Source organism: Roseobacter sp. N2S (assembly GCF_031454055.1).
GTDB lineage: Bacteria > Pseudomonadota > Alphaproteobacteria > Rhodobacterales > Rhodobacteraceae > Amylibacter.
On sequence record NZ_JAVDQB010000001.1, the window covers coordinates 97,461 to 123,058 of the forward strand.

General features: G+C 55.5%; 22 protein-coding genes and 1 tRNA gene. 7 read left to right on the top strand and 16 right to left on the bottom strand.

The annotated features are described in order from the left end of the window. The first annotated feature begins 112 nt into the window (after positions 1-112). Positions 113-1,531 (top strand): allantoinase PuuE, encoded by a 1,419-nt coding sequence (gene puuE / locus GGE09_RS00490; protein WP_309742757.1) that lies wholly within the window; start codon positions 113-115, stop codon positions 1,529-1,531. A gap of 41 nt (positions 1,532-1,572) precedes the next feature. Here the strand turns inward: puuE and GGE09_RS00495 are convergent, their stop codons facing one another. The 5 genes from GGE09_RS00495 to GGE09_RS00515 form a co-directional block, all read right to left on the bottom strand. Continuing rightward, positions 1,573-2,184, bottom strand: a complete 612-nt coding sequence (locus GGE09_RS00495; protein ID WP_309742759.1) for a hypothetical protein — start codon at positions 2,182-2,184, stop codon at positions 1,573-1,575. A gap of 88 nt (positions 2,185-2,272) precedes the next feature. Then, complete coding sequence (locus tag GGE09_RS00500; protein WP_309742761.1) at positions 2,273-2,851, bottom strand: sarcosine oxidase subunit gamma family protein; 579 nt, start codon at positions 2,849-2,851, stop codon at positions 2,273-2,275. After that, positions 2,844-5,792 (bottom strand): sarcosine oxidase subunit alpha family protein, encoded by a 2,949-nt coding sequence (locus GGE09_RS00505; protein ID WP_309742763.1) that lies wholly within the window; start codon positions 5,790-5,792, stop codon positions 2,844-2,846. Before GGE09_RS00505 ends, GGE09_RS00500 begins: the two co-directional genes overlap by 8 nt. After that, positions 5,789-6,076, bottom strand: coding sequence for a sarcosine oxidase subunit delta (locus tag GGE09_RS00510; RefSeq protein ID WP_309742765.1), 288 nt, complete (start codon positions 6,074-6,076; stop codon positions 5,789-5,791). Before GGE09_RS00510 ends, GGE09_RS00505 begins: the two co-directional genes overlap by 4 nt. Positions 6,077-6,088: 12 nt before the next feature. After that, positions 6,089-7,339, bottom strand: coding sequence for a sarcosine oxidase subunit beta family protein (locus GGE09_RS00515; RefSeq protein WP_309742768.1), 1,251 nt, complete (start codon positions 7,337-7,339; stop codon positions 6,089-6,091). 145 nt (positions 7,340-7,484) lie between these two features. On the opposite strand from GGE09_RS00515, the gene GGE09_RS00520 reads away from it, so the two are divergent. Beyond that, entirely contained in the window at positions 7,485-8,375 is an 891-nt protein-coding gene (locus tag GGE09_RS00520; protein WP_309742770.1) for a GlxA family transcriptional regulator, read from the top strand. A gap of 19 nt (positions 8,376-8,394) precedes the next feature. On the opposite strand, the gene GGE09_RS00525 is transcribed toward GGE09_RS00520, so the two are convergent. From GGE09_RS00525 to GGE09_RS00535, 3 genes are read right to left on the bottom strand one after another with little or no spacing between them, the layout of a single operon-like run. Continuing rightward, positions 8,395-8,946, bottom strand: a complete 552-nt coding sequence (locus GGE09_RS00525; RefSeq protein ID WP_309742772.1) for a hypothetical protein — start codon at positions 8,944-8,946, stop codon at positions 8,395-8,397. Positions 8,947-8,951: 5 nt separating this feature from the next. Next, positions 8,952-9,473 (bottom strand): TadE/TadG family type IV pilus assembly protein, encoded by a 522-nt coding sequence (locus GGE09_RS00530; RefSeq protein WP_309742774.1) that lies wholly within the window; start codon positions 9,471-9,473, stop codon positions 8,952-8,954. Positions 9,474-9,497: 24 nt separating this feature from the next. Then, the gene (locus GGE09_RS00535; RefSeq protein WP_309742776.1) at positions 9,498-11,159 is read right to left on the bottom strand and encodes a pilus assembly protein TadG-related protein; all 1,662 of its coding nucleotides are present in this window, start codon (positions 11,157-11,159) and stop codon (positions 9,498-9,500) included. Positions 11,160-11,623: 464 nt separating this feature from the next. On the opposite strand from GGE09_RS00535, the gene GGE09_RS00540 reads away from it, so the two are divergent. Next, a tRNA-Arg gene (locus GGE09_RS00540) sits at positions 11,624-11,700 on the top strand. A 75-nt stretch (positions 11,701-11,775) separates the two neighbouring features. Further along, complete coding sequence (locus GGE09_RS00545; protein WP_309742778.1) at positions 11,776-12,033, top strand: GlsB/YeaQ/YmgE family stress response membrane protein; 258 nt, start codon at positions 11,776-11,778, stop codon at positions 12,031-12,033. Positions 12,034-12,035: 2 nt separating this feature from the next. Here the strand turns inward: GGE09_RS00545 and GGE09_RS00550 are convergent, their stop codons facing one another. Further along, a complete protein-coding gene (locus tag GGE09_RS00550) occupies positions 12,036-12,824 on the bottom strand; it encodes a DUF4198 domain-containing protein (RefSeq protein WP_309742780.1) in 789 nt (262 codons plus the stop codon). 15 nt (positions 12,825-12,839) lie between these two features. On the opposite strand from GGE09_RS00550, the gene GGE09_RS00555 reads away from it, so the two are divergent. After that, the gene (locus GGE09_RS00555) at positions 12,840-13,985 is read left to right on the top strand and encodes a HupE/UreJ family protein (protein ID WP_309742782.1); all 1,146 of its coding nucleotides are present in this window, start codon (positions 12,840-12,842) and stop codon (positions 13,983-13,985) included. 71 nt (positions 13,986-14,056) lie between these two features. On the opposite strand, the gene GGE09_RS00560 is transcribed toward GGE09_RS00555, so the two are convergent. The 6 genes from GGE09_RS00560 to GGE09_RS00585 all read right to left on the bottom strand — a co-directional run bounded on the left by GGE09_RS00560 (position 14,057) and on the right by GGE09_RS00585 (position 22,364). Continuing rightward, the gene (locus GGE09_RS00560) at positions 14,057-15,214 is read right to left on the bottom strand and encodes an ABC transporter permease (RefSeq protein WP_309742783.1); all 1,158 of its coding nucleotides are present in this window, start codon (positions 15,212-15,214) and stop codon (positions 14,057-14,059) included. Beyond that, positions 15,211-16,239 (bottom strand): ABC transporter permease, encoded by a 1,029-nt coding sequence (locus GGE09_RS00565; protein WP_309742784.1) that lies wholly within the window; start codon positions 16,237-16,239, stop codon positions 15,211-15,213. The genes GGE09_RS00560 and GGE09_RS00565 overlap by 4 nt, the downstream gene beginning before the upstream one ends. Further along, positions 16,239-18,161 (bottom strand): ABC transporter substrate-binding protein, encoded by a 1,923-nt coding sequence (locus tag GGE09_RS00570; RefSeq protein WP_309742786.1) that lies wholly within the window; start codon positions 18,159-18,161, stop codon positions 16,239-16,241. Before GGE09_RS00570 ends, GGE09_RS00565 begins: the two co-directional genes overlap by 1 nt. Then, a complete protein-coding gene (locus GGE09_RS00575; protein WP_309742788.1) occupies positions 18,158-19,957 on the bottom strand; it encodes an ABC transporter ATP-binding protein in 1,800 nt (599 codons plus the stop codon). Before GGE09_RS00575 ends, GGE09_RS00570 begins: the two co-directional genes overlap by 4 nt. Positions 19,958-20,044: 87 nt before the next feature. Next, positions 20,045-21,322: a nucleotide sugar dehydrogenase gene (locus tag GGE09_RS00580; protein WP_309742790.1), complete on the bottom strand. Its 1,278-nt coding sequence runs from the start codon at positions 21,320-21,322 to the stop codon at positions 20,045-20,047. A 22-nt stretch (positions 21,323-21,344) separates the two neighbouring features. Next, entirely contained in the window at positions 21,345-22,364 is a 1,020-nt protein-coding gene (locus GGE09_RS00585) for an SDR family NAD(P)-dependent oxidoreductase (RefSeq protein WP_309742793.1), read from the bottom strand. A gap of 144 nt (positions 22,365-22,508) precedes the next feature. Between GGE09_RS00585 and GGE09_RS00590 the strand changes: the two genes are divergently transcribed. Together GGE09_RS00590 and chrA are read left to right on the top strand one after the other, a co-directional pair. Next, positions 22,509-23,810, top strand: coding sequence for a UDP-glucose/GDP-mannose dehydrogenase family protein (locus tag GGE09_RS00590; protein ID WP_309742795.1), 1,302 nt, complete (start codon positions 22,509-22,511; stop codon positions 23,808-23,810). Positions 23,811-23,913: 103 nt separating this feature from the next. Then, complete coding sequence (gene chrA, locus GGE09_RS00595; protein WP_309742797.1) at positions 23,914-25,104, top strand: chromate efflux transporter; 1,191 nt, start codon at positions 23,914-23,916, stop codon at positions 25,102-25,104. A 16-nt stretch (positions 25,105-25,120) separates the two neighbouring features. On the opposite strand, the gene GGE09_RS00600 is transcribed toward chrA, so the two are convergent. After that, the gene (locus GGE09_RS00600) at positions 25,121-25,597 is read right to left on the bottom strand and encodes a class I SAM-dependent methyltransferase (RefSeq protein WP_309742799.1); all 477 of its coding nucleotides are present in this window, start codon (positions 25,595-25,597) and stop codon (positions 25,121-25,123) included. Between the last annotated feature and the right edge of the window lies 1 nt (position 25,598).

Here is a 25,598-nt window from a genome sequence, read left to right on the forward strand (position 1 = left end):
GGCGCAAAGGCATTTCTGACAGCAATCACAACAGCACTTTCAATGTTTTTTTGATAAAATTCCACGCGGCTTTCCTGTACCCTTAAAGCCAAACACCGAAAGAAGTTTGAACATGACCCGATATCCACGCAATATGCAGGGCTACGGCCCTAATCCGCCCGCTGCCAACTGGCCCAACAACGCCAAAATCGCGGTGCAATTTGTTATGAACTACGAAGAAGGCGGAGAGAATTGCCTGCTGCACGGGGATGCCGCATCCGAGGCGTTTTTGTCCGAGGTTGTCGGCGCCCAGCCTTGGGTCGGCCAGCGGCATTGGAACATGGAAAGCATGTATGAATACGGCGCGCGGGCGGGTTTCTGGCGACTGCACCGTCTGTTCACCGGCGCGGATATTCCTGTGACGGTATACGGTGTGGCGACGGCCTTGGCCCGTTCCCCCCATCAGGTGGCCGCCATGCAATCCGCCGATTGGGAGATCGCGTCCCACGGGTTAAAATGGATCGAATATAAAGATTACTCCAAAGCCGATGAAGCCGCCGATCTGGCAGAGGCCGTCCGCCTGCACACCGAAGTCACAGGCGAGCGGCCACGGGGTTGGTACACAGGCCGCTGTTCGGCGCATACTGTTGATATCGTGTCCGAAGAAGGCGGTTTTGACTATTGTTCAGACACTTATGATGACGACCTGCCCTATTGGCGCGCGTATCAGGGGCGGGATCAGTTAATCATTCCTTATACGCTGGATGCCAATGACATGCGCTTTGCTTCGGCGCAGGGGTTCAATTCTGGTGACCAGTTTTTCACCTATCTGAAAGACAGCTTTGATGCGCTTTATGCCGAAGGGGTTGAGGGCGCGCCCAAGATGATGACCATCGGCTTGCATTGCCGCCTGATCGGTCGTCCGGGGCGGATTCAATCGCTGAAACGTTTTGTGGATTATGTAAAAGCCCAATCCGATGTCTGGTTTGCACGGCGCATCGACATTGCCGAACACTGGCAGGAAAACCACCCGCCCCAGCATCAGGCGGTCACGCCAACGGATCTGGACAAAGACACATTTGTTGCCACCTACGGCAGTATTTTTGAACACTCGCCGTGGATTGCCGAAGGCGCTTACGGGCTGGAACTGGGGCCGGCCCATAACACCGCCATTGGCCTGCATTCCGCCCTGTGCCGCGTGTTCCGCACCGCAAGCGACGATCAACGGCTGGGGGTGTTGCAAGCCCACCCCGATCTGGCGGGAAAACTGGCGGCAGCCAAACAACTGACAGCGGAAAGCACCTCCGAACAGGCCTCCGCCGGACTGGATGCGCTGACGGACGGAGAACGGGAAACCTTTCAGGCGCTGAACACCCAATATACCAGCACCTTCGGCTTTCCCTTTATCATCGCGGTGAAAGGGCTAAGCAAAGACGATATTCTGACCGCGTTTCAGACCCGTATCCACAACAGCCGCGCCGACGAACTGGCCACTGCCTGCAAACAGGTGGAACGCATCGCGCTTCTACGGCTCACTGATATTTTGCCATAAAAGACTCCTCGGCGCTGTGACCCAGCGCCGAGGGAGCCCCTTTAAGACTGGGTTTTCAGATAGGCCGCCAATTGCTTCTTGGCCTTTGCCCAATCCACCAAAGCCGCTTTCTTACTGCCCTCTTTAATGTGGGTATCCGCCGGATCAGGGATCGAGTGGGTGATCTTGTTATCCCCCAATTGCATGGAATAAATCGTGTTCTTCTTATGCTGGCCATCACCATTTTTTGTACTGATGATGTCCCCATAACGCGCTTTTAGTTGCGCCAGTTCTTTCAAGGCTTTGCTGACCGCGGCCCCGTTGGCTTTGGTGGGCGCTTCCAGCTTGGTCGCCGTTGGCGCGGCGATCAGACAGCGGGGTTTCAGCGCCAGCGCGGTGCCATCCACCTTGAACTTTATGGTGTGTTTCCCAACAACCCCAGGCCCTGGTTCCGGTTTCAACCCGTTCTTAATGGCCGAGGTTTCAGACTTCCACTCTGCCGATTTCAACGCATTGGCGATGGCTTTGGCCTTGGTGGACGCCACCAGCGCCGACTGGATTTCATCCAGCAGGTTCACACCGTAATTAACGCCGAATCCTTTTGGCAGATTGTTGCTGACCTCTGGCCCGTACAGGGGCAGTTGTTTTGCTTTTAGACTTATAGTGATTTCCATAATAATAATCCTCCGGTTTGAATTGAATACTTTCAACCATTCCGAGAATCCTGCCGAAATCAACAAAAATAAAGCGACCAGAGGTGACCTAGATCACGTATTCCAAAGAAACAGTGATCGCGTGCAGGAATGACCCCGCCATCGAACTCGGCCCCATCAGAACAAAACGATCCTCGCCGGTACGGATCACCAAAGCGCCCATATGCTCCATGGTTGTGCGTTCAGCGCGATCCATCACAAAACTATCCGGATGCAGGTTCAACGCGCAAAGCCGCTCTAATGCTGCACGCGCCAAAGGCCCGTCCAGTTCCAGCGTGACCCAATTGTTGGTCTGCTCTACATAATAGCCCACCGCGCCATGTTCCGTGCCCAGTTTCTGTTCGATCGCCGCCACACCGGAATGGGGCGCATGATCAAACAGCACCATCATCTGATCGGGCGCAAAGCCCACAATGCGGCTGCCATCTTTGGACAGGTAACTTTGCCCAACAGCGGGAATATCACCCCCAAAGGCGGTTTTCATCGCTTGGGCCAGCGCATTCGCGCCATCCATTGGCACCGATACGGCCACCGCCGCCAGATCCACCAATTCGCGCAGCCGCGTTCCGTTATAATCCTGATCAAATCCGCCCAGAACGGGCAATGCTGTTAATGTAAACTTACCCACGCAACCGCTCTCCTTCAGGATCGAGGAAATGGGCCGAAACCACCTCTACCTCGGTGTCTTTGCCCCGCACGCCATCCCATGCGCGGATAATATCGCCCTTACGACTGTGGCCAGCTTTCACAAAACCCAGCCCGATGTAATGCCCCATCGACGGTGAATAGGCGACCGAGGTCATCCACCCCAGATCATTGTCCATATTCGGCGTTTCCCCTTTGTTCAGGAAATGTGCCCCGCCTTCCAATTTGGCAGTCTTGTCAACGGGTTGTAGCCCCATCAGCGTCCAGCCGTCCGTTCGGTTCAGATAGTCCCGCTCGGACAGAACATTGCCGATACAATCCTTGGCCTTTGACACCATCCGCCCCATCCCAAGGTTCAGCGCAGTGGTTTCGCCCGTTAACTCGTTCGCCACGGCATGACCCTTTTCGATCCGCATAACAGACAGCGCCTCTAGCCCGTAGGGGCAAACGTCGAATTCTTCACCCGCTGCCATTAATGCCCGGATCATACTGTCGCCGTAGCGACTGGGCACAGCAATTTCATAGGCCAGCTCGCCCGAGAACGAAATCCGGAACAACCGCGCAGGCAGACCGCCACAAACGGTGATGTCAGCGCAGGCCATGAACGGAAAGGCATCATTGGTGATGTCATGTTCCGCGTCCACCAGCTTGCGCAGCAGATCGCGGGATTTTGGCCCCGCCACCGCAAATTGCGCCCAACTGTCGGTGACAGAAATAATATGCACATCCAGATCAGGAAACAGGCACTGGCGCACGAAATCAAGGTGACGGTACACGCTGACCGCATTGGCCGTGGTGGTGGTCATCACATAGTGATTTTCCCCCAGCCGCGCGGTGGTGCCATCATCCATCACGATCCCGTCTTCGCGCAGCATCAACCCGTAGCGCACCTTGCCCACGGCCAGTTTGGCAAAGCCGTTTGAATAGACGTAATTCAGAAACTGCGCCGCATCACGGCCCTGAATGTCGATCTTGCCCAGCGTTGTCACATCGGCCACGCCGACAGATTTACGAGTGGCGATGACCTCGCGGTCCACAGAGTCCCGCCAAAACGTTTCGCCGTCTTTGGGATACCATTCCGCCCGCAGCCACGGACCCGTTTCGGTGAAAGAGGCACCCACTTCGGTGGCCCAAACATGCGATGGCGTCAGGCGATAGGGGCGGAAGTCCTTTTCGCGGGACCGCCCTGCCAGCGCCCCGAAGGCCACGGGCGAATAGGGCGGGCGAAAAATTGTGGTGCCGGTTTCAGGGATCGTCTTGCCCCGCGCCTCGGCCATCAGGGCTAGACCCAACACGTTGGCGGTTTTGCCCTGATCTGTGGCCATACCAAGGGTAGTATAGCGTTTCAGATGCTCAACCGAACGAAAGCCCTCTTGCTCGGCCTGTTTGACGTCCTTACTGGTCACATCGTTTTGCAAATCAACCCAAGCGCGGTTGGTGCTTTCACCCACATGCCAGAACGGGGTGATCGCTGCGGGTTCATCCTCGGCTTTATCGGCCATTTTGCGCGACGGGGTAAAGCCCAGCGCCTTAACTGCGGCATTGGCCAATGTGCGCCCCTCGGCCAGACACGCGCCTGTGCCGTAGGTGCCATTGGCCGATCCCGCGACCTCCATCCCGGGGGGCAGATCGCCGCCCGGTACAAAGGCTGCAATATCGTCGCGCCACGTGGGGCGGCCCCGTTGGTGACAGGTCAAATGCACGTTAGGCGACCAGCCGCCCGCAACGGCCAGACAATCCACATCCAGCGTTTGCCCGTTGGTCAGGGTGATCCCTTTCAAGGCTTTGCGCCCCGCCGTATCCATCACAGCTGCGCCCATGGTCACAGACACACCGTCCAATTGCATCAACGGATCAACGCTGCGGGTATCAACCACGGCGGCTACATTTCCGCCAGCCGCCAGCAAATCCTGTGCGGTGCGCCAGCCGTCGTCATTGTTGGTTAACACGGCAATCTGCTTGCCCGTAGCCACACCCCAGCGGTTGGCATAAGCCCGAACCGACCCTGCCAGCATCACGCCCGGTCTGTCGTTGTTGCCGAATGCAATAGACCGCTCTGTCGCGCCCGCACACAAGATCGCCCGCTTGGAATAAATCTTCCAAGACACCTGACGCGGCTTGTCTTGGCTGCTGCGCAGATGGTCCGTCTTGCGTTCCAACGCGCCGTAAATCCCATGATCAAAGGCACCATATACCGTGGTCCGGTTCATCAACCGCACGTTTGGCATGCCCTGCAATTCCGTCACAGCCGCCAGCGCCCAATCCGCGCCAACCATGCCGCCAACTTCAAAAGTTTCGGCATTCAGACGCCCACCAAAGGCGCTGTCTTCGTCACACAACAGAACCTGCGCACCAGATCGCCCTGCCGCCAAAGCCGCGGACAAACCCGCAGGCCCCGCGCCGATGATCAAGACATCGCAATGCAAAAAACCTTTGTCATACAGATCAGGATCCGCTTCGCCAGACAGCGCGCCCAAACCAGCCGCAGACCGGATGAAAGGTTCATAAATCTTTTCCCAAAACGCTTTGGGCCACATGAAGGTTTTGTAATAAAACCCTGCACTTAGAAACGGCGACAACAGATCATTCATCGCCAGAAGATCGTATTGAAGCGAGCCTTTGTGGTTCTGGCTTGTGGCCTCTAGGCCCTCAAACAACTCGGCCACAGTGGCCCGTGTGTTGGGTTCCTGAAACGCGCCTTTGCGCAGTTGCACCAGCGCATTGGGCTCTTCGGACCCCGCGCTGAAAATCCCGCGCGGACGGTGGTATTTGAACGACCGCCCGACCAATTTCACGTTATTCGCCAACAAAGCCGAGGCCAGCGTATCCCCCTGATACCCCTGCAACGTCTTGCCATTCCACGAAAACGCCAGCGTTTGGCTGCGATCAATCTGACCGCCCTCTAGTCTCATCTCTTGGGTCATTGGCTGCGGCCCCTTGTGCGCGCTTCATCCCGCGCCAGTTTTACATCGGTGATTTCATGGGTCAGGGTGCTGCGGGTCACAACCAGCCAGCTTCGATCGCCCTGTTCGTGATACCACAATTCGCGGTATTCGCCTGCGGGGTTGTCCCGTAAGTACACGTATTCATAGAATTTCTGCGCCGCATCAGGGTCTTCGCGATTGGGGCGGTCGATCAACGTGGCATCGCCCAGATGATAGAATTCCGAACTGTCGCGCGGGCCAAGCAGGGGGTGGTTGATAATCATGGGTCCGGCTCCTTAATGCTGGTTCGGCTGGGCGCCGACACCTTTTTCGTCGATGATCTGACCGCGCATAAAGCGATCCAGCCGGAAGTCTTTGGCCAGCGGATGCGGTTCGTCTTTGGCCAGCAAATGCGCGTAGCAATCGCCTGATGCGGGGGTCGCCTTGAACCCGCCATAACACCAGCCGCCGTTGAAATAGAGCCCGTCAATATGGGTCTTGTCGATAAAGGGCGACCCGTCCATGGACATATCCATCACCCCGCCCCACATCCGCAGCAGCCGCGCACGCCCCAGCATGGGCAGGAAAGCCATCATATCTTCGGAACAGTGCTCGATCACCGGCAGGTTCCCCCGCTGGGCATAGGTGTTGTATTTGTCGATGTCCCCGCCAAACACCAAGCCACCTTTATCGGACTGGCTGATATAAAGATGCCCCGCGCCAAAGGTCACAACGCCGGGAATGGTCAGCTTCAAACCCTCGGACACAAAGGCCTGCAACACATGGCTTTCAATCGGCAGGCGCATCCCCGCCTTTTCCATCACACGGCTGGAAGCCCCCGCCACACAGACGCCAACCTTCTTGGCCTTGATCACACCTTTGGTGCTTTCAACACCGGTACACACGCCATTTTCCATCACAAAACCAGTGACTTCGCAGTTCTGGATAATATCCACACCGTTCTGATCCGCACCCCGCGCATAGCCCCAAGCCACCGCATCATGGCGCGCGGTGCCCGCACGGGGTTGCCACAACCCGCAGGTGATCGGAAACCGTTCAGAGTCGAAATTCAGGAAAGGCACCAGTTTGCGCACGCCTTCGCGGTCCAGCAGAACCGCATCCGCACCTGACAAATGCATGGCATTGCCGCGCCGCGCAAAGGCATCGCGCTGGCTGTCAGAATGGCCCAGATTCAAAATCCCCCGCTGGGACATCATCGCATTATAGTTCAGTTCCTGTTCCAGACCTTCCCACAACTTCATCGAATGTTCATAGAACGGGTTGTTTTCCGGCAGCATATAATTGGACCGCACAATCGTCGTATTCCGCCCGATATTGCCCGACCCGAGCCAACCCTTTTCCAGCACCGCCACATTCTTTTGGCCGTATTTTTTCGCCAGATAATAAGCCGTCGCTAGGCCGTGACCACCGCCACCTACAACGATGATATCGTATTCTTTCTTCGGCTCTGGCGTGCGCCAATGCGGCGTCCAGCCTTTGTTGCCAGTCAAGCCTTCGGTCAGGATTTTAAGTGCGGAAAAGCGCATATGGTTGGCCCCGTTTGATTCCCCGACCAGTTTTACAGATCGATTCAACTGGCGCATTCAATAAAACGACAGTAACTTTTGATTTATGGCCAAAAGCAAAGCCCCTTTTCATGTTGGACTTGTTCCCATCAACGGTTTTGCCTTGATGTCCTATGCTGCGACAGTTGAACCTTTGCGTGCGGCTAACCTGTTGAACGGCCATCCCCTGTATGAAACCACCAATATACAAATTGGCGAAACCCCTGCCCAAAGTTCCGGCATGGGTCTGGTACCCCCGCAAATACTGCTGAAAGACGCACCCGATTTTGATCTGGTTCTGCTGGTCGCTGGCAGCAATGCCGTTGGCTATAAAAACCCGCATTTGGCCAGTTGGCTGCGGCGGATCGCGCGATCTGGCACGCTGATCGGTGGGGTTTCGGCTGGGCCAGTGTTTCTGGCACAAAACGGGTTATTGCTGAACCGCCGCATGACAGTTCACTGGGAACACGCTGATTTTATGCAAGAAAACATCCCGGACGCGCTGCTGGAAAAATCACTTTACGTGATTGATCGGGATCGGATGACCTGCGGCGGTGGCACCGCTCCGATGGATCTGATGCTGGCGCTTATAGCAAATCAACACGGGCAAAAGCTGGCGCAGCAAGTGGGGGATTGGTTTTTGCACACTGCCATCCGCCCCGCAACAGGGCCGCAGCGCGCAGGGCTGGCGCAACGCTATGACACCACCAGCACACCAGTTCTGGCGGCGATCAAAGCCATCGAAACCCATATTGCCAATCCGCTGACCCTGCCCCAACTGGCAAAAATAGCCGGGGCCAGCCCGCGCCAACTGTCGCGCCTGTTTACGACAGCGGTGGGCGAAACCCCGATGGCTTTTGGACGTCAGATACGGTTGGAAAAGGCACGCAGCTTGTTGGCGAATGCACCCTTATCCGTGTCCGAGGTCGCCTTGATGACCGGATTTTCGTCAGCTGCGCATTTTTCTACAGCCTATTCAAAGCAATACGGCGCGCCGCCATCCGCTGCACGCCGATAATTCTGAAAGACCTGCACGCCTAAGCGGGATGGTCTTTATTCGCCAGCTTTGACGTGAACCGCGGGTTGATCACGATCTTTTTGATCAATGTGCGCGCCTCAATCCCGATATAATCCTGAAATGGCACAAAGGGGATGTGGCTTTCAATCAGGATCGTGCTTTCACCAATGATAAGGTTCGGGAAAATCTCAACCGGAATCTCTTCGTCCAGCTTCAGATTGGGATGCATGCCTGTGGCCGTGCTCCAAGCGATTTCGAAACCGTTCAAGGTCCGGTCGATCCCAGAAATCCGCATGTAGGTGTCGTTGGTATCGGCCCCCATAATTGACGCGAACAGAGTGTTCATATCGGTGATGTAATCGTCGTCGACCTCTGTCTGGCGCGAAATAATATCGGCCACCGTATAGGTTGCTTTGACCGAACGGGTCCAAGTGCTATAGGCGTCAAAAAAGGTAAAGGTGCCCGCAAACCAAAAGGCGATCAGTGGCATCACGAACAAAAACTCGACCATGGTCGCGCCCGATTCATCGCGCGCCTGTGCCTTTAGAAACTGGGAAATACGCTTGATCATCCGCATCACTCCGGCTCGTTCACAAAGGCGGTGTTGGCGACCAGCGAAATGCCCGCAGAAGAAGCGCCAGGGAACATGGCAATGCCGTTTGGCATCAAGGGATCAATGACAATACACGCCCGCAGGTACACGATTTCATTCCGTTTACCGGGCTGCCAGGTGGTCACTGGGGCGATGTCATTTTCTTTGTCATAGCATTTGTAATTCTTTGCATAGCCCACCGACGGATCGAATTTTTCCATTTCCAGGAAAAGAGTATTGTTGCAATCGCTGAACACCAAGGCCAAGTCGCAAATCTCGGCCTTAATATAATCATGGGTGTACAAGGGACTGTCATACAGGCGCAAATCCCGCACCGTAATGTCCAATGCCCGTTCCAACATCATTTGTTTTGTCATGATCAGACCCGTTTCAAACACCCAGAAAAATCCGGTTAGAAACGTGGTGGCCACAATCACGAACTCAACAGTGGAGGACCCGCGCTCATCATCGCGGAACCTCCGTAGTTTTTTGAATAACTTAAACATGACCTGCTCGCTCTTTTGTTATGATTATTGTGTCAGTTTTAGTTTCTGGATCGACGCCGCAATTGAAGCGAACACCGTGGTGATATCTGTGCCTGCTGCCGGGTAGTAATGGCTTTCAGTGCTGGCACAATCCTTCAGTTTCTTCGACGTGGTGCTGTTGGTTTCATAGCCGATAGTGTAGACGATGATCCCTGCATTTTCTGCCGCAGTACAAGAGGTAGAGAAAACCGCATCCGCTTCGCTTGTCTGACGGCTGGAAACGTTCACCAGATCGTTCAACGAATTGCTTCCAGTGATGTCGTCATAATACTCAGCCGGCATTTTACCCCAGGCTTCGTCCCAAGGCAGGCGACGGTAGGACTGTGTGCCCAGCGCTACTTTCAACAGATTAAACACTGTAGAAGTCAGCCAACTACGGTCGGTGATATCATAGAACTGGCCGTTAGACGGTTTGTTCAGGAAGAAATTAACCACCTCTACAGGATCACCGTAGTAGCAGGTGATACCGTACTGACCGCAATACCGCTCATAAGAACTGCCGGTGTAAGTGCGGCCGTAATAGGTCAGATGGGTAAAGGCACCTGGCTCTTCCTCAACAATTTCCCACAGGTCCGAATATTGGGTGCGGTAGTCGTCTTTGAAGCGGAATTCGTAAGTGTTCGCCCCATCGCCCATCAGGATCACAACTTTCAGGGTTTCATGATCGTCATATTCCGCAGGGATACCTGCAAGACCGGCGCTGATTTCACCGTCAGCGATCATACCAGTGGCAACCGACTGGAATGAAGGATCAAGCAAGGCAAGACCCCATTTCATCCCCAAATGCGCCGCGGTCCAACCTGTGGTCGAAAGATTATCAATCTTGGCGTGCAGCTTGGATTCATTGCTGCCATAAGGCAGAATTTCAAACTTCTCACCACCGACGCAGGTTTCATACCCGTTGTCGAAATCCTGAAAAGATCCATAAAGCGCTGTATACACACCCTGTTTTTGCTTCACTGTCGGGTCGACTTTCACATCCCCAAAGCTGGCATCCGAAAAGTCGAGACAGTTTGATAAGGTTTGTGTTTGGTCGATGTTCAAACGGCTAAAGATCGAATCCGAAGGTGCCACGTTTTGGTTAAACGGAACAACCGAAATGGTCACACTGTCCGGATCAACGCCGGTCATCATAGTGGTCACAAACTCTTTCGCCGCCGTTTTCAGGTTGCTTAGCTTGGACCCGCTCATGGAACCGGATACGTCAAGCACCAGAGAGATTTCAAGGTTTGGAATACGTTCGGACGCAGCGCTTCTGGCTGTGATGGGCATTTCATTGATGCCCGCCATCGACAGAAACCATGTGTCCAGATTTGCCGTCGCCGTTGCCGAAACTGTCCGCGCATTGGTCGCCACAATCGAGTTAACGTCTACCGAAAACGCCTCAATGGTAACCACTTTGGACATGTAGTCCTTAACAACAGTGTCCGGGTCCTGCACCTGTTTCAGGGATGCCGCTGCCAGAACAGCCCGATCAAGGTTGTACTGCATGGCAGAACGCAAATTTTCGTGGCGGGCCAAATCAACAGCCGTCCCCCCGACCAGGAACATGGCGGAAAACACAACAAGTACAAATACGATGATGGAACCCTTCTCATCCCGTATAAACCCGTGATCTATCAGTCTCTTTTTAAATGACGCCAACATGTGACACCCCTTTCTCTGATACTCGCTCAGATGGTCTTTAGGACTCGTCCCAAGCCCAAGATACTATTTACTCCCGAGTAATATGCCCGACAGGAAGGGCGAAATTGCGGCGGATAAGCGGTGTTTTGGAAACAGTAATATGCGATTTGCAGACAATTCTAAGAAAATCTGTCGGCGGGAAATTGCCGAAAATACACCTGCAAGCATATGAATTTGAACCATAAAAATATTCTTAACAAAAAAACATAAAATGACGCTCAAACGCAATTGAGGCAAATTTGTCAGTATTTTTGGAAACACCCAAGCCCCAAACCGACACATTCTGGCCATATTCAACCCACCCCCCGAGTCACCAGAATCCCCCGAGTCTCAGGCTTAAAACGCCCTCTGAAACGGCCAATAATCACATAATTTTCTGGTTCAGACTTGCCTCCGCCCCAGACTTATGGCTTCAAGACCACGGCGGTCCCGTGGCTCAACTGGATAGAGCAGCCCCCTCCTAAGGGGCAGGTTAGTGGTTCGAATCCACTCGGGATCACCACATGCACCCCCGCGAATGGCTTGCTTAACGCTGAAAAACCCGCCACGGTAAGTACACCATTAAAGGAACCGGACCATGGGTATCACAAGCATTATCATTCTTTTGATTGTCGGCGCTGTTGCAGGGTGGCTGGCTGGACAAATCGTTAAGGGCTATGGGTTTGGCCTGATCGGGAACATCGTTGTTGGCATCATCGGCGCGTTTATTGCGACCCTGATTTTACCAGCCATCGGCCTGACAATCGGCGGCGGGTTGCTGGGTGCAATTGTGAACGCCACCATTGGTGCGGTGATCCTTTTGTTCCTGCTGCGCCTGATCCGACGCGCAGGTTAACCTTAACGCCCGAAGGTCATAGAGGCCCAGAAGCTTTCGTAAAACGGAGTTTCCCCCTCTGGCGTGCGGGCGATGTGGACTGAATTCATCATCATGATACCTGTGTCGGGAAAGGTCACATCGACAAACCCCTCTGCATCAGTTTGAACCCGCGTCTGCGTAATTTCGCGGCCTTTGGTGAACACGTTGATCGGATAATCGGGCATCGGCTTGCCCTGCCACAACAGCTGTAATCGCACTTGATCGGTATCGGGCGCATAAGGCGAGCCTTGAACCACCAGTTCAAACGGCAGACCCAGCGCCTGATCGACGCCGCCGGAATAATCGCCCACCTGAACCAGCGCCTTGGCATTGCGGGTGTAATCCTCGGTGATGCCGACCTCTGGCAAGCCCGCAGCGCGGTGGGCTTCCAACACCCTGTCCAGACCTTCTGCCTTTAGATATTTCTCTAGCAAAGCCGGATCACGATAAGACAAGCGGTTGGGTTTGGAATGATAGGCCAGAATGTTCAAACCCGCCTCTGGCTCTGTAACCTGTAAGGCAGGGCTGTCCCCGACCTGCCCGATGTAATCCGCAGTCTTACCGTCATGGGTGATGGTAAAAGACTGAAATTGTGGCGGAATATAGGGAAATGTGGAGCCTTTAAAATCCGAGCCTACCTTCAAAAACGCCATCATCCGCGCATTTGTCGCGACGGTAAAATCCAGCGGCTCGATCCAATATTCGTGCGCTCCCGATGGACCCGCCATCAAAAATGCCATAGATATGCCGCAAGCCTTTAACCAACTCATAACAGAAAACTCCTCATGATCTTCACCAGACAATATAGCGCGCAGTTTTTCTTTGCCATCTTTGCTGTGCTTTTTATCGCCGCCGCCCCAATTCAGGCCCATGAAAGCACCCCGTCGATCATCGATATGACACTGGACGGCTCCTCGGCAACAATTTCGATCAACACCAATCTAGAGGCATTGATCGCAGGAATTGCTGATGAAACGAACACCGAAAATGCCGAAGACGGTGAGGATGAATATCTGCGTCTTCGGGACGCCTCCTCCACTGATCTGGACGCAGCCTTCAGCCGCTTTCGCAGCAGTTTTGATCCGACCCTTTCGCTTGCACTGAACGGCCAGGCAATCCCGCTTACCTACGAAAGCCACTCCATCCCCGAGGTCGGAGACACCGCAGTCGCCCGAAGCTCTACGTTAACCTATTCTGCCACCCTGCCCGCCTTGTCCGGCACCCTGACATGGCAATTCCCCGCAGATTACGGCGACAGCGTGCTGCGCCTGCTGACGCCCGACGCGGTTGACCCGATACTTGCGGATTACGTGGCCAGCGGTGCCACTGCCACAATTAACCTTGATGACATCGCCCCCCAAACCCTGACCGAGGTGGTGCTGGACTACATCGTCGCAGGCTTTGACCACATCATCCCCAAAGGTCTCGACCATATCCTGTTCGTGATCGGCCTGTTCCTGTTATCCGCCCACCTGCGCCCGCTTTTGATGCAGGTCACCATGTTCACTCTGGCCCATACCATCACACTGGCCTTGGGCGCGACCGGCTGGGTTTCTGTCCCCGGTAGTATCGTGGAACCCTTGATCGCTGCCTCTATCGTCTTTGTGGCTGTGGAAAACATCTTCACCGAAAAACTCTCGCCGTGGCGGCCGTTCCTGATCTTCGGATTCGGCCTGCTGCACGGGCTTGGATTTGCCTCGGTGCTCGGTGATTTCGGCCTGCCAACGGCCCAGTTCATCCCTGCCCTGATCGCGTTTAACATCGGTGTCGAAATCGGCCAATTGACCGTCATCGCCATCTGCTTTCTGGCTGTCGGCATCTGGTTCCGCAACAAGCCGTGGTATCACAGCCGCATCGTGGTGCCCGCCTCAGCAGCCATCGCTATCATGGCAGGCTATTGGGTGCTAGAACGGGTCGGGCTGATCGCCTAACCGTTTCTTTTGAGCAGAAATACCTCGGGGGTGCGGGGGCAGCGCCCCCGAATTCCCAAACACTTTAGCAATCAATTATCCGAATAGGGGTCCAGTGAATCCCGCAGCCCGTCGCCCAGAAAGTTGAACGCCAGAACCACAATAATCACCGGTAACATCGGGATCGCCGTCCAGGGGTAAATCTCGATCGAGGCGAGGTTCTGCGCGTCGTTCAACATCACACCCCAACTGACCGCAGGGGCACGCAGCCCCAGCCCCAGAAACGACAGTGCTGTTTCCCCAAGGATCATCGCAGGAATTGACAGCATGGCGCTGGCGATCAGGTGGCTGGCGAAATTGGGCAGCAAATGTTTGCGGATCACACGGTCGGGCTTGGCCCCCATCATTTCCGCAGCACGGACAAATTCTTCTTCCCGCAGGGCCAGAAACTTGGACCGCACGGCACGGGCCAGACCCGGCCAATCCAGCAGCCCCAAAATGATTGAGATGATGAAAAACACCGCCACAGGCCCCCAATGGCTTGGCACTGCCGCAGACAGGGCCAGCCACAAGGGCAGTTCCGGCAAAGACCGCAGTATTTCAATCACCCGCTGCACGCACCAGTCGGTGCGCCCGCCAAAATACCCTGCAATCCCGCCAATACTGATCCCCAGCAGGAAGGACACGGTGATCCCGATCAGCCCTACCGTCAGGGACAGTTGCGCCCCGTAAAATATCCGCGAGAATATATCCCGACCCAACCGATCCGCCCCCCACAGAAAGACTGTCGCGCCTTCGGGGGCGCAGAACAAATGGGTCTCGGCGCGGAAGAGGCCAATAAAATTGTAATCATCCCCTTTGCAGAAATACTGCAATTTGGCCGGATTTTCGCGGTCTTGCGTGTAATTCCAGCGGAAATTTTCTAAATCCGCTTGGGCCGTAATTGGGTATACAAAGGGGCCAATGAACGATCCCTCATGAAACAGCCGCACCATTTGGGGGCCCGCATACAGATGATCCGCATTGCGTTCATTCGGGGTGTAAGGCACCAGAAACCCGACAAACGGCAGGCTGAGATAGGCCACTAGCAGGAACACGCCGGACCACAGGCCCAGCTTGTGCCGCCGGAACTTACGCCAGATCAGCAGCCAGCTTGGGGCGTCCAGATCGGGGCGGTCCAGTGTCTTGATATCCTCATTCGGATCATAAGGCGCATCATCGACAAAGTGGTTGTTGGGCAGGTCGGTCATTTACCGCGCCCCCCAAAGCGAATGCGTGGATCAAGCAGCACCAGCAGAACATCCGATATCATCGTCCCCACCAGCGTCAGTGCCGCCACAAACAACAGGATAAACCCTGCCAGAAACTGGTCTTGCGATTTCAACGCCGTCAACAGCGCAGGGCCAATGGTTTGCAACCCCAAAACCACCGAAACCAGCACAGAACCAGACACCAATGACGGCAGCAGATTACCGATATCCGCCACAAAAGGGTTAAGTGACACACGAAACGGGTATTTTAGAATACTACGCACAGGCGGCACCCCTTTGGCCCGCGCCGTATCTACATAGGGCTTTGACAGTTCGTCCAACAGGTTGGCCCGCAACCGCTGCATCATCGCGGCGGCCCCCGATGTGCCAATCACAAAGGTCGGAATTATCAGGTGCAACAACACCGATTTGATCTTGGCGGGGGACATCGGCTCGCCTTCAAATTCAGGGGCCATCAAGCCGCCGATGGGCAGGTTCAGATATTTGTGTCCGTAATAAAACAGAATCAGCGCCAGCAGAAAGTTTGGCGTGGCCAAGCCCAGATAACCGATGAAAGAGGATGTATAATCCACCCAGGTTTTCGACTTGGCCGCCGCCAGAACCCCCAAAGGCAAGGCCACCAGATAGACAAACAGCACCGCTGCCACATTGACCAGAACCGTCAACCACAAAGCCCCGCCAACGATTTCAGACACCGGGCGATCAAATTCGAACGACCAGCCGAAATCCCCTTGTATCATGCCGGAAAACCCGTGCGGGCCGGGCCAGAAACCCATCCAGATCAGGTATTGCTTCCACAATGGCTGATCGAGCGAGTATTCCACCCGCAAAAATTCCACCTTGGAAATCCCCTCGGCCTGCCCCGTGGCGCGCAATTCGGCGATCAGGTTTGACAGGTAATCGCCGGGCGGCAGGTTCATGATGAAAAACACCAGTGCGGAAACCACAACCAAAGTGGCCAGCATCGTGATGAACCGATACACAGAATATTGCAGGATTAGCATCAGTTAGAAACCTCTGGCGCGAAAAAGAATTCATCCATGCGGTGGATGCCGAAATGCGCGCCCGGGTCCCATGCCCAAAGCCCCACATTGGGTACATTTTTCAACCTGTCAGACACGACCACGGGCTGCGGTGCCTCGGCCAGAATACCGATGGCGTATTTTTCGTCGGCGTGAATTTTCAGCATTTCTTCCCAGATCGCTACACGTTCTGCCTGATTGTCGGATTTTTCCCATTCCAGCGCCAAATGCATCAATCGGGCAGGTTTTGGCATATCCACAGGTTCGCCAGCTTCGCCGTTGGTCTGGTAAAACTGTCCCCATTTTGGCCATGCGAAAAAGTCCTGCGCCCGCGGGGCCAGATATTCAGGCGAAGTGTTGGCCGTCGGGATGCCATTGTCCCAGCCGAACCAAACCGCTGCCATCGTCTGGCCTGAAAACACATGCTGGCGCAAAATATCGCGGTCCAGCGGACGCATCACCAGTTCAATCCCGATGTCGCGCCATGTGTCTGCAATGATCTGCAAGGCGTTTTCAACCTCTTGGCGTTCACCAGCAGTTTCCACCAGAACCCGCATCGGCCGCCCGTCCACCAGAATGCGAATTCCATCGCCCCGCCGTATGGTGAACCCCATGTCATCCAGTATTTTATTGGCCAGATCAGGGTCATATTGGGCGTAGTTTTTCAGATTATCCTCGTTGAAAAACGGGCTGGCGGGCAGTGCCGTCATATTGCCCTCAGAGGCCAGTCCGAAATAAAGCGCGCGGTTGATCATGCGGCGATCAATGCCAAGGGATAAGGCGCGGCGGAATTGCACATCGCGCAGGATTTTCTGCCAGACGGGATCAGCGTGGTTCAGGTTCGGATAAATCGCGATCTGGCTGGCAGTGCCGTTGGGCCACAGATGAACAGTATACCCACCGCCCTCGGACTCCCCTTTTTTCAGCACGGCCACATCGTTAAAATCAAGCCCGCGCGCCTGTAAATCCACCTCTCCGGCGTTGGTTTTTGCAGCCACCAAGCCAGAGCCGACAATGCTCATCTCAACTGTATCAATATAGGGCAGTTGCACCCCGTGTGTGTCAATCCGGTGGTAATAGGCGTTGCGCACAAACAGGCTGCGGCTTTCCATGCCAGTGTCTGCGGGCACCCAAGGCTGCAAAGTCGGCAGGCTGGCATTGTCGAATTTATACATATTATCGCGCTTGTTGTGCAGCGCGGCCCAACTGCGAACCTTCTTTTTGGCCACGGCTTTGGCCAGCTTTTCGGGGTCTGCGTATTTTTCGTGGTACTGCTTCAGGTAGTGCGCGGGACGATAGATGAACGGCGGGCTGGCCTGCGCCAAAAGCGGCAAAAAACCCGGATTCGGCTTGGACCAACGGAAAATCACCGTGGTTTCATTCGGGAATAAAACGCGGGGGTATTCCCCATCCACCTTTAAGAATGACGGCGGACCGCTAGGGGATAGTTCCGCGTTATTGGCCACGTCATTCCACCAATAGCGGAAATCTTCGGACGTAAACGGCGCACCATCTGACCAGCGATGGCCCGGGCGCAGTTTAAACACAAAAATCCGCCCCTCGGCCACTTTGACGGATTTCAGGATATCGGGCACCAGATTGTATTTCCGATCATAGCCCACCAGCCGCGCATAGCCGTAGACCACCATCTGCCGCACATCTTTAGAGCGGGTGATCATGGTGCGCAGGGTGCCGCCCTGCTGTCCAAATTCGCGGCCTTTTTCGGCCAGATCCACCACCAGCGGCACCATTGGCATCCGCTTTTCAATCGGGTCCAATGTGCCCTTGGTGACGTCTGATTGCCAATACGGGGTTTCCACCATCTTTAACGGATCGGCAGTTGCACAAAGCGGCAACAGGGTAAGCAGTACAGCAGATATCAGCGTACGCAGGATCGGTTTCATAGGTTCACCCGCACCAAATGGCCCGGTTCGGATTCCACCAAAGGCGGCAGGGTGGTTCCGTGCATGGCATAAGCCTCGGGCCATGTGTGGGGATCACCGGCCCCCATAGCGACGGCTTGCAGGTTGATCTTTTGGGTCACGTCAGCCTCAAGACAGGCGGCAATCAGCGCCTTGGTGTAAGGGTGTTTGGGGGCGGTAAACAGCACATCAGGCGCGGCCTGTTCGACGATCTGCCCTTGGCGCATCACCGCAACTTCATCCGCGATACGGGCCACAACCGCCAGATCGTGGCTGATGAACAAATAGCTTAGCCCGAAATCGTCGCGAATGTCTTCGAGCAGGTCCAGAACCTGCATTTGCACCGAAAGATCAAGCGCACTGGTGGGTTCGTCACAGACCAGCAGGCTGGGGTTCAGCGCCAAGGCCCGCGCGATGGACAGCCGTTGCCGTTGCCCGCCCGAAAACGCATGGGGAAAACGGCGCAGCATGTTTTTATCCAGCCCGACCTTTTCCAACAGTTCCGCCGCCCGTTCCTTGCGTTGTTTGCGGGTGCCGATGCCGTGGATCACCAAGGGTTCGGTCAGGATATCGACAATCTGCATACGCGGCGAAAGAGAGCTGAACGGGTCTTGAAACACCATCTGCGCCTCGCGCTGAAAGGCGCGTTTTCCGTCAGCAGACAGTGTAGCCACATCCACGGGCAGTGAATCGGCACTGGCCCAATAGCGGATCGCCCCGCCCGCATCCGCAGCAGTTGCGCCCAGCGCGATATTGGCCACGGTGGATTTCCCTGACCCGCTTTCCCCAACGATCGCAAAGGTTTTGCCCCGCTCGACGGTGATATTCACATTGCGCACAGCGGCAATTTCTTCGGTCTTGCCAAAGAATGACCCCGCGCGGGACACAAAGGTTTTATTAATCGCTTCAAGCTGCAAAATCGGGTCCGTCACCGGGCGCGCCTGTGACGGCTGTGCACTGCGCGGCACCGCAGGGGCGGCCGCCAGCAGCTTTTTCGTATAACCATGGGCTGGTGCGCCGATCACAATGTCGGTCGGCCCGCTTTCCATCACACGGCCCTTGCGCAGCACGCAGACCTGATCGGCAATATTGGCCACAACCCCCAGATCATGGGTCACAAAAATCACCGCCATTCCGGTTTCTTCTTGCAGGCCTTTGATCAATTCCAACACCTGCGCCTGTGTGGTCACATCCAGTGCTGTGGTCGGTTCATCGGCAATCAGCAGTTCGGGCTTGGCAATCATCGCCATTGCAATCATGGCCCGCTGCCGCATCCCGCCGGACAGTTCAAACGGATAGGCATTAAAGGCGCGTTCCGGGTCCAGAAACCCGACACGGCGGAATTTTTCGATCACTTCAAGGCGCGCGCTGGCCTTGGAGTGGCCGCGATGCAGGGTCAAAACCTCGGCCACTTGATGACCGATTTTATGCAGTGGCGACAGGCTGTGCATAGGTTCCTGAAAGATCATAGCAATCTGATCACCGCGCACATCGCGCAGGTTTTTCTCGCACATTTTCAGCAAATCTACAGGCTCGTCACCCTGCGTTTCCCCCAAAGGCGAAAACAGCGCCGCACCGGAATGGATCACCGCGCCTTTGGGCAGCACCCGCAAGATCGAGCGGCACATAATCGTCTTGCCAGAGCCGCTTTCCCCCACCAGCGCCAATGTCTCACCCCGATTAATCGAGAAGTTCACGCCGCTGATAATCGGGGGATTGTTTCCAAACCCGATCGACAGGTCACGGACCTGTAAAAGCGGTGTTGTTTCGGCGTTCATTCTGATGTCCCGTCTGACCAAGGCTTTTCCCAAAGCCGCAGGGCCAATTAACGCACAGATGCGTTAAAAAACAAGGACTCGTGATGATTACAGCCGCAAATCGGCCAAAGATTTCGGCAAAATGTGCTTTAGGTCGTAGATGACGCTGGGTGAAGCACAGAGCCCCCCGATGGCCGCAGGATCACTTTTGGCGAAAACATCATGGGCCACGGCCAGAACCACTGCGTCGTAGTGGCCTTGTTCAGGGGTCTCAACCAGATCAATCCCGTAGATCGCCTTGGCTTGCACAGGGTCAGCCCAAGGGTCATGAACCTCTACACTCACGCCGTAATCGCGCAATTCTGCGATCACATCCACCACACGAGTGTTGCGCAGGTCGGGGCAGTTTTCCTTGAACGTCAGTCCCATCACCAGAATTTTAGCGCCCTGTATCGCCACCCCTTTGCGGATCATCGCCTTGATCAGTTCTGACGCCACAACCTTGCCCATCGCATCATTGATCCGCCGCCCCGCAAGGATCACCTCGGGATTATAGCCCACGGCTTGGGCTTTATGGGTCAGGTAATAGGGGTCCACACCAATGCAATGCCCCCCGACCAGACCAGGCTTGAACGGCAGAAAGTTCCACTTGGTGCCAGCGGCGGCAAGCACATCAGCGGTATCAATGCCAAGGCGGTGAAAGATCATCGCCAGTTCGTTCACCAACGCAATGTTCAGATCCCGCTGGGTGTTTTCGATGACCTTCGCCGCCTCTGCCACCGCGATTGAGGGCGCCTTATGGGTGCCCGCCGTCACAATGGTTGAATACAGACTATCAACAAAATCCGCCGCGGCGGGCGTGCTGCCGGATGTAACCTTAACGATACCGGGCAAGCGGCGCTGCATATCGCCGGGGTTGATCCGTTCAGGGCTGTATCCAACAAAGAAATCCGTGTTGAAGGTCAGGGCCGATGCGGCCTCAATTACGGGAACGCAGTCTTCTTCAGTGGCGCCCGGGTAAACCGTGCTTTCAAAGATCACCACATCGCCCTTGTTCAGAAGATGCCCCACCGTGGCGCTGGCCGACAGAAGTGGCCCCAGATCGGGGCGTTTATGGGCATCTACCGGCGTGGGCACCGTCACCACATAAACGTTGCAGTCGCGGATTTCGTCGATGCTTTCGGTAAAACCCAGATGGGGCACTTGTGCCAACTCATCTTTTGAAACCTCGCGCGTGGTGTCATTGCCTGCGCGCAGGGCTGCAATCCGCTTGCTGTTCAGATCATAACCGATGGTTGGGAATATCTTGCCAAATTCCACAGCCAGCGGCAGCCCTACATAGCCAAGCCCAATCACGGCAATTTTGGCGGATTTCAGATCAATCATAGCAAGGGTTCCTTCTGGTGCATCAGACAGAGTAATAGTCCCGATACCAATCCACAAAGGCCCGCACGCCATCGTGAACATTTGTTTCGGGGGCATAACCCACCAACTGTTTCAACAGCTCGCAATCGGCCCATGTCGCGGGCACGTCGCCGGGTTGCATATCCATATAATTCCGTGCAATTTTCTTGCCGATGGCGGCTTCGATTTCCTCAACAAAATCAAGCAAGCGAACCTTATCGGAATTACCGATGTTGATCACCCGAAACGGGGCCGCGGGCGACAGGCTGTCATTGTGCAGCGGGGTCCAGTCTGCACGCGCATCCACGCGGGGGGGCGGTGCATCCACCAACAGGGAAATAGCACGCACCAGATCCACCACATAGGTGAAATCCCGCTCCATATCGCCGTGATTGAACACATCAATCGGATCGCCGTTCAGGCCAGCCTTAACGAATTTGAACAGCGCCATATCAGGCCGCCCCCAAGGGCCATAGACCGTGAAAAAGCGAAACATGGTTGTCGGCATTTTCCACAGATGGGCATAGGAATGGGCCATATTTTCATTGGCCTTTTTCGTCGCCGCATAGAGCGTCATCTGCGTATCGGTCTTTTCCACCTCGGTGAAGGGCATCACCTCATTCGCGCCGTAAACGCTAGAGGTCGAGGCCATCAGCAAGTGATCCACCGCCAGTTCCCGCGCCAGTTCCATGATGTTGAACGTGCCCACCACATTGGTTTCGATATAGGCACGCGGATTTTCGATCGAATAGCGCACCCCGGCCTGTGCGGCCAGATGCACTATCACATCCGGCGCGAAATCCATCACAGGTTTTTGCAAGGCGTCAAATTCGCGGATGTCCACCTCAAGCGTTGAAAACCCTTCGTTTTGGGACAGCATGGCATGGCGGCGGCGCTTTAGATTGACGTCATAATAATCCGTCATCCCGTCCACACCCAGAACCTGCCAGCCCTCTGACAGCATCCGCTGCGCCAAATGAAAGCCAATAAACCCTGCGCTGCCTGTGATCAGAATTTTCCGCATGCTTTATCCCTTACATTAAAACTTCCCCATTCTTAGCGGCCGTTGCCCTATGCCGCAATCGGTCTAATTCGCTTGAACCAAGCCCTGTTTCCGCTAAAACCAGCGTTTATACGGCGGCAAAGTTCTAAAACCAAAGGCTATAAAATGCAGTTAACAATGATCGGCACGGGCTATGTTGGCCTTGTTTCTGGGGTATGTTTTTCCGATTTCGGCCATGATGTAATCTGCGTTGACAAGCTGCCCGCCAAGATCGAGGCACTGGAAAATGGCATCGTCCCTATTTTCGAACCCGGCCTTGATGACCTTATGGCCCGCAATGTGGCGGCTGGGCGGCTGGGCTTTACGCTGGATTTTGCATCTGCCGTGGCCAAGGCAGACGCTGTGTTTATCGGTGTCGGCACCCCTACACGGCGCGGCGATGGTCATGCGGACTTGACCTATGTCTTTGATGCAGCACGGGAAATTGCCCATGCGATGCACGGCTATACAGTTGTTGTAACCAAATCCACCGTCCCTGTTGGCACCAACCGCAAGATCGAACAGATCATCCGTGAAGAAAACCCGAATGCGGAATTTGATGTGGCCTCCAACCCTGAATTCTTGCGCGAAGGTGCCGCGATTGAGGATTTCATGCGCCCCGATCGTGTTGTCGTCGGCGTTGAAACCGACAAAGCCCGCGATGTAATGGCCCGCATTTACCGGCCGCTGGCCCTGCGTGAAGCCCCGATCGTCTATACCGATCTGGAATCCGCCGAGATGATCAAATACGCCGCAAACGCCTTTCTGGCGACCAAGATCACCTTTATCAATGAAATCGCCGCCCTGTGTGAAAAGGTCGGCGCAGATATTAAATCCGTGTCCAAGGGCATGGGTATGGACAATCGCATCGGGTCCAAGTTCCTGAACGCGGGGCCGGGCTATGGCGGGTCTTGCTTCCCCAAAGACACTAAGGCACTGGCCCGCATCGGGCAGGATTATGCCAGCCCGATCCAAATCGTCGAGGCGGTCATCGACATCAACGAATCCACCAAACGGCGTATGATCGACAAGGTGATGGAACTATGTGACGATAAAGTTAACGGCAAGAAAATCGCAGTACTTGGCGTGACCTTCAAACCCAACACAGACGACATGCGCGACAGCCCGTCCCTGACCATCGTTCCTGCCCTTGTGGGCGCGGGCGCAAACATCCATGTGGTTGATCCGCAAGGGTTTAAAGAAGGCAACGACCTGCTGCCCGGTGTCACTTGGGTGGATGATCCCTATACCGCGATCCAAGACGCTGAAGCGGTGATCCTGCTGACCGAGTGGAACGAATTCCGCGCGTTGGACCTGCCCCGTGTGGTTCAGGCCATGAAAGACCCGCGCATGGCGGACCTGCGCAATGTCTATGATCCCAAGGATGCGGCAGAGGCGGGTCTGAAATACGTGAGCGTCGGGCGCTAAAGCAGTCTTGCGCAAAGATTTTACCTGTCACAGGGTCGCAACACGCTTGTTACAGTCCCTCCCTAAGGGGCTGAACGGATAAATCTGCGAACAAGGCGGTCATATGACGGGCAACCCCCCCAACCAAGGCACCCCGAGCGAGGTTTTTGCCGTATTCCTAAAGCTCGGATTAACCTCTTTTGGTGGCCCGATCGCCCACCTTGGATATTTCCGCGACGAACTGGTCAGCCGCCGCCGCTGGCTGGACGATGCAGCCTACGCCGATCTGGTGGCGCTGTGCCAGTTCTTGCCCGGCCCTGCATCCAGTCAGGTGGGCTTTGCACTGGGGTTCATGCGCGCGGGGTGGTTGGGCGCTTTGGCGGCTTTCACCGCCTTCACACTGCCATCCGCCCTTATTCTGATCGTCTTTGCGCTGACCGCCACCTCTCTGTCTGGCCCTGTGGGACATGGCCTGCTGCACGGTCTGAAAATCGTCGCAATCGCCATTGTCGCCCAAGCGGTCTGGGGTATGGCACGGTCCCTTTGCCCTGATAAACAACGGGCCAGCATTGCCTTCGGCGCTGTCGCAATCCTTGCCGCTGCGCCCGGCGCCTTTGGCATGATCAGCGCAATTCTGTTCGGCGCGCTGGGGGGATTGGTTTTATGTCAAAGCCCCAAAACCAGCCCTGTGGCGGGGCACATCACCCTGAACATATCGCGCAAAACGGCAGGATTTTGCCTTACCTTTTTTGCGGGCCTCATGGTCTTGCTGCCCCTGATCGCTTTACAAAATCAAGGGCTTGCCGTTTTTGACAGCTTTTACCGCGCAGGGGCCTTGGTGTTTGGTGGCGGCCATGTGGTGTTGCCGTTATTGCAGGCCGAGGTCGTGCAATCCGGCTGGATCTCTCCCGACCAATTCATCGCAGGCTACGGCGCAACCCAAGCTGTGCCCGGCCCGCTGTTCACCTTTGCCGCCTATTTGGGCGCGACCATAGACGGCATCACAGGGGCCACCATCGCACTTCTGGCGGTGTTTTTACCGGGGTTCCTGATCCTGATCGGCGTCTTGCCATTCTGGGATCAGTTCCGCGCAACCCCGTCAGCCCAAGCCCTGATGCAGGGCGCAAACGCCGCGGTGGTCGGCATTTTGGGCGTGGCATTATACAACCCCGTCTTTACCAGCGCGGTTATCGGCCTGCCGGATTTCGCCTTGGCGCTAGGGTGTTTTGTCTTATTGGTGACATGGAAAGCCCCGCCGTGGACCGTGGTTCTGATCGCGGCTTTAGGCGGTATCTGCCTAGGCGTGCTGGGCTGACCAACACGCCGAAGCCTTATGTTTTGTAGAAATAATACCGATCCGGCGCGATGTGTTCGGGGCCTTGGACCGCTTCAAAACCGACCAAGGGCTGGCCTGAAATCAGCATCCCGCCCGGTGCCATCACTTTGGCAATCAGCGGGCTAAACCGCGCGGCTTCTTCGACGTCTTTTTCTTTTACGCCAAAGCCGAAATCGTAATGGGCAATCACAATCCGCGCACCAATATCGGCCAAACGGGCCAAACCGTCCTCGGCCTCGCCCTGTAAAAAATCCTGTTCAGGCGGCACACAGGACGGGTGGCATTGCAGCACACGGTCCATCACCCAGATGCGCCGATCCGCCATGGTTTCGCGCATGTGATCATAGGTGCGCCCGTTGCCAAGCCCCATATCCAGCCCGTCCCCTTGCAATCCTTCAACAAGCCCAGCGGCCCAGTTCAACCCGTCCCGCTGGGCGGTGAAACGCCGCAACATACTGTCTAATCTGCTCATC

Coding starts and splice junctions, on each gene's coding strand:
- puuE (WP_309742757.1), top strand. CDS start 113: ATGACCCGATATCCACGCAATATGCAGGGCTACGGCCCTAATCCGCCC.
- GGE09_RS00495 (WP_309742759.1), bottom strand. CDS start 2,184: ATGGAAATCACTATAAGTCTAAAAGCAAAACAACTGCCCCTGTACGGG.
- GGE09_RS00505 (WP_309742763.1), bottom strand. CDS start 5,792: ATGACCCAAGAGATGAGACTAGAGGGCGGTCAGATTGATCGCAGCCAA.
- GGE09_RS00510 (WP_309742765.1), bottom strand. CDS start 6,076: ATGATTATCAACCACCCCCTGCTTGGCCCGCGCGACAGTTCGGAATTC.
- GGE09_RS00515 (WP_309742768.1), bottom strand. CDS start 7,339: ATGCGCTTTTCCGCACTTAAAATCCTGACCGAAGGCTTGACTGGCAAC.
- GGE09_RS00520 (WP_309742770.1), top strand. CDS start 7,485: ATGTCCTATGCTGCGACAGTTGAACCTTTGCGTGCGGCTAACCTGTTG.
- GGE09_RS00525 (WP_309742772.1), bottom strand. CDS start 8,946: ATGATCAAGCGTATTTCCCAGTTTCTAAAGGCACAGGCGCGCGATGAA.
- GGE09_RS00530 (WP_309742774.1), bottom strand. CDS start 9,473: ATGTTTAAGTTATTCAAAAAACTACGGAGGTTCCGCGATGATGAGCGC.
- GGE09_RS00535 (WP_309742776.1), bottom strand. CDS start 11,159: ATGTTGGCGTCATTTAAAAAGAGACTGATAGATCACGGGTTTATACGG.
- GGE09_RS00545 (WP_309742778.1), top strand. CDS start 11,776: ATGGGTATCACAAGCATTATCATTCTTTTGATTGTCGGCGCTGTTGCA.
- GGE09_RS00550 (WP_309742780.1), bottom strand. CDS start 12,824: ATGAGTTGGTTAAAGGCTTGCGGCATATCTATGGCATTTTTGATGGCG.
- GGE09_RS00555 (WP_309742782.1), top strand. CDS start 12,840: ATGATCTTCACCAGACAATATAGCGCGCAGTTTTTCTTTGCCATCTTT.
- GGE09_RS00560 (WP_309742783.1), bottom strand. CDS start 15,214: ATGACCGACCTGCCCAACAACCACTTTGTCGATGATGCGCCTTATGAT.
- GGE09_RS00565 (WP_309742784.1), bottom strand. CDS start 16,239: ATGCTAATCCTGCAATATTCTGTGTATCGGTTCATCACGATGCTGGCC.
- GGE09_RS00570 (WP_309742786.1), bottom strand. CDS start 18,161: ATGAAACCGATCCTGCGTACGCTGATATCTGCTGTACTGCTTACCCTG.
- GGE09_RS00575 (WP_309742788.1), bottom strand. CDS start 19,957: ATGAACGCCGAAACAACACCGCTTTTACAGGTCCGTGACCTGTCGATC.
- GGE09_RS00580 (WP_309742790.1), bottom strand. CDS start 21,322: ATGATTGATCTGAAATCCGCCAAAATTGCCGTGATTGGGCTTGGCTAT.
- GGE09_RS00585 (WP_309742793.1), bottom strand. CDS start 22,364: ATGCGGAAAATTCTGATCACAGGCAGCGCAGGGTTTATTGGCTTTCAT.
- GGE09_RS00590 (WP_309742795.1), top strand. CDS start 22,509: ATGCAGTTAACAATGATCGGCACGGGCTATGTTGGCCTTGTTTCTGGG.
- chrA (WP_309742797.1), top strand. CDS start 23,914: ATGACGGGCAACCCCCCCAACCAAGGCACCCCGAGCGAGGTTTTTGCC.
- GGE09_RS00600 (WP_309742799.1), bottom strand. CDS start 25,597: ATGAGCAGATTAGACAGTATGTTGCGGCGTTTCACCGCCCAGCGGGAC.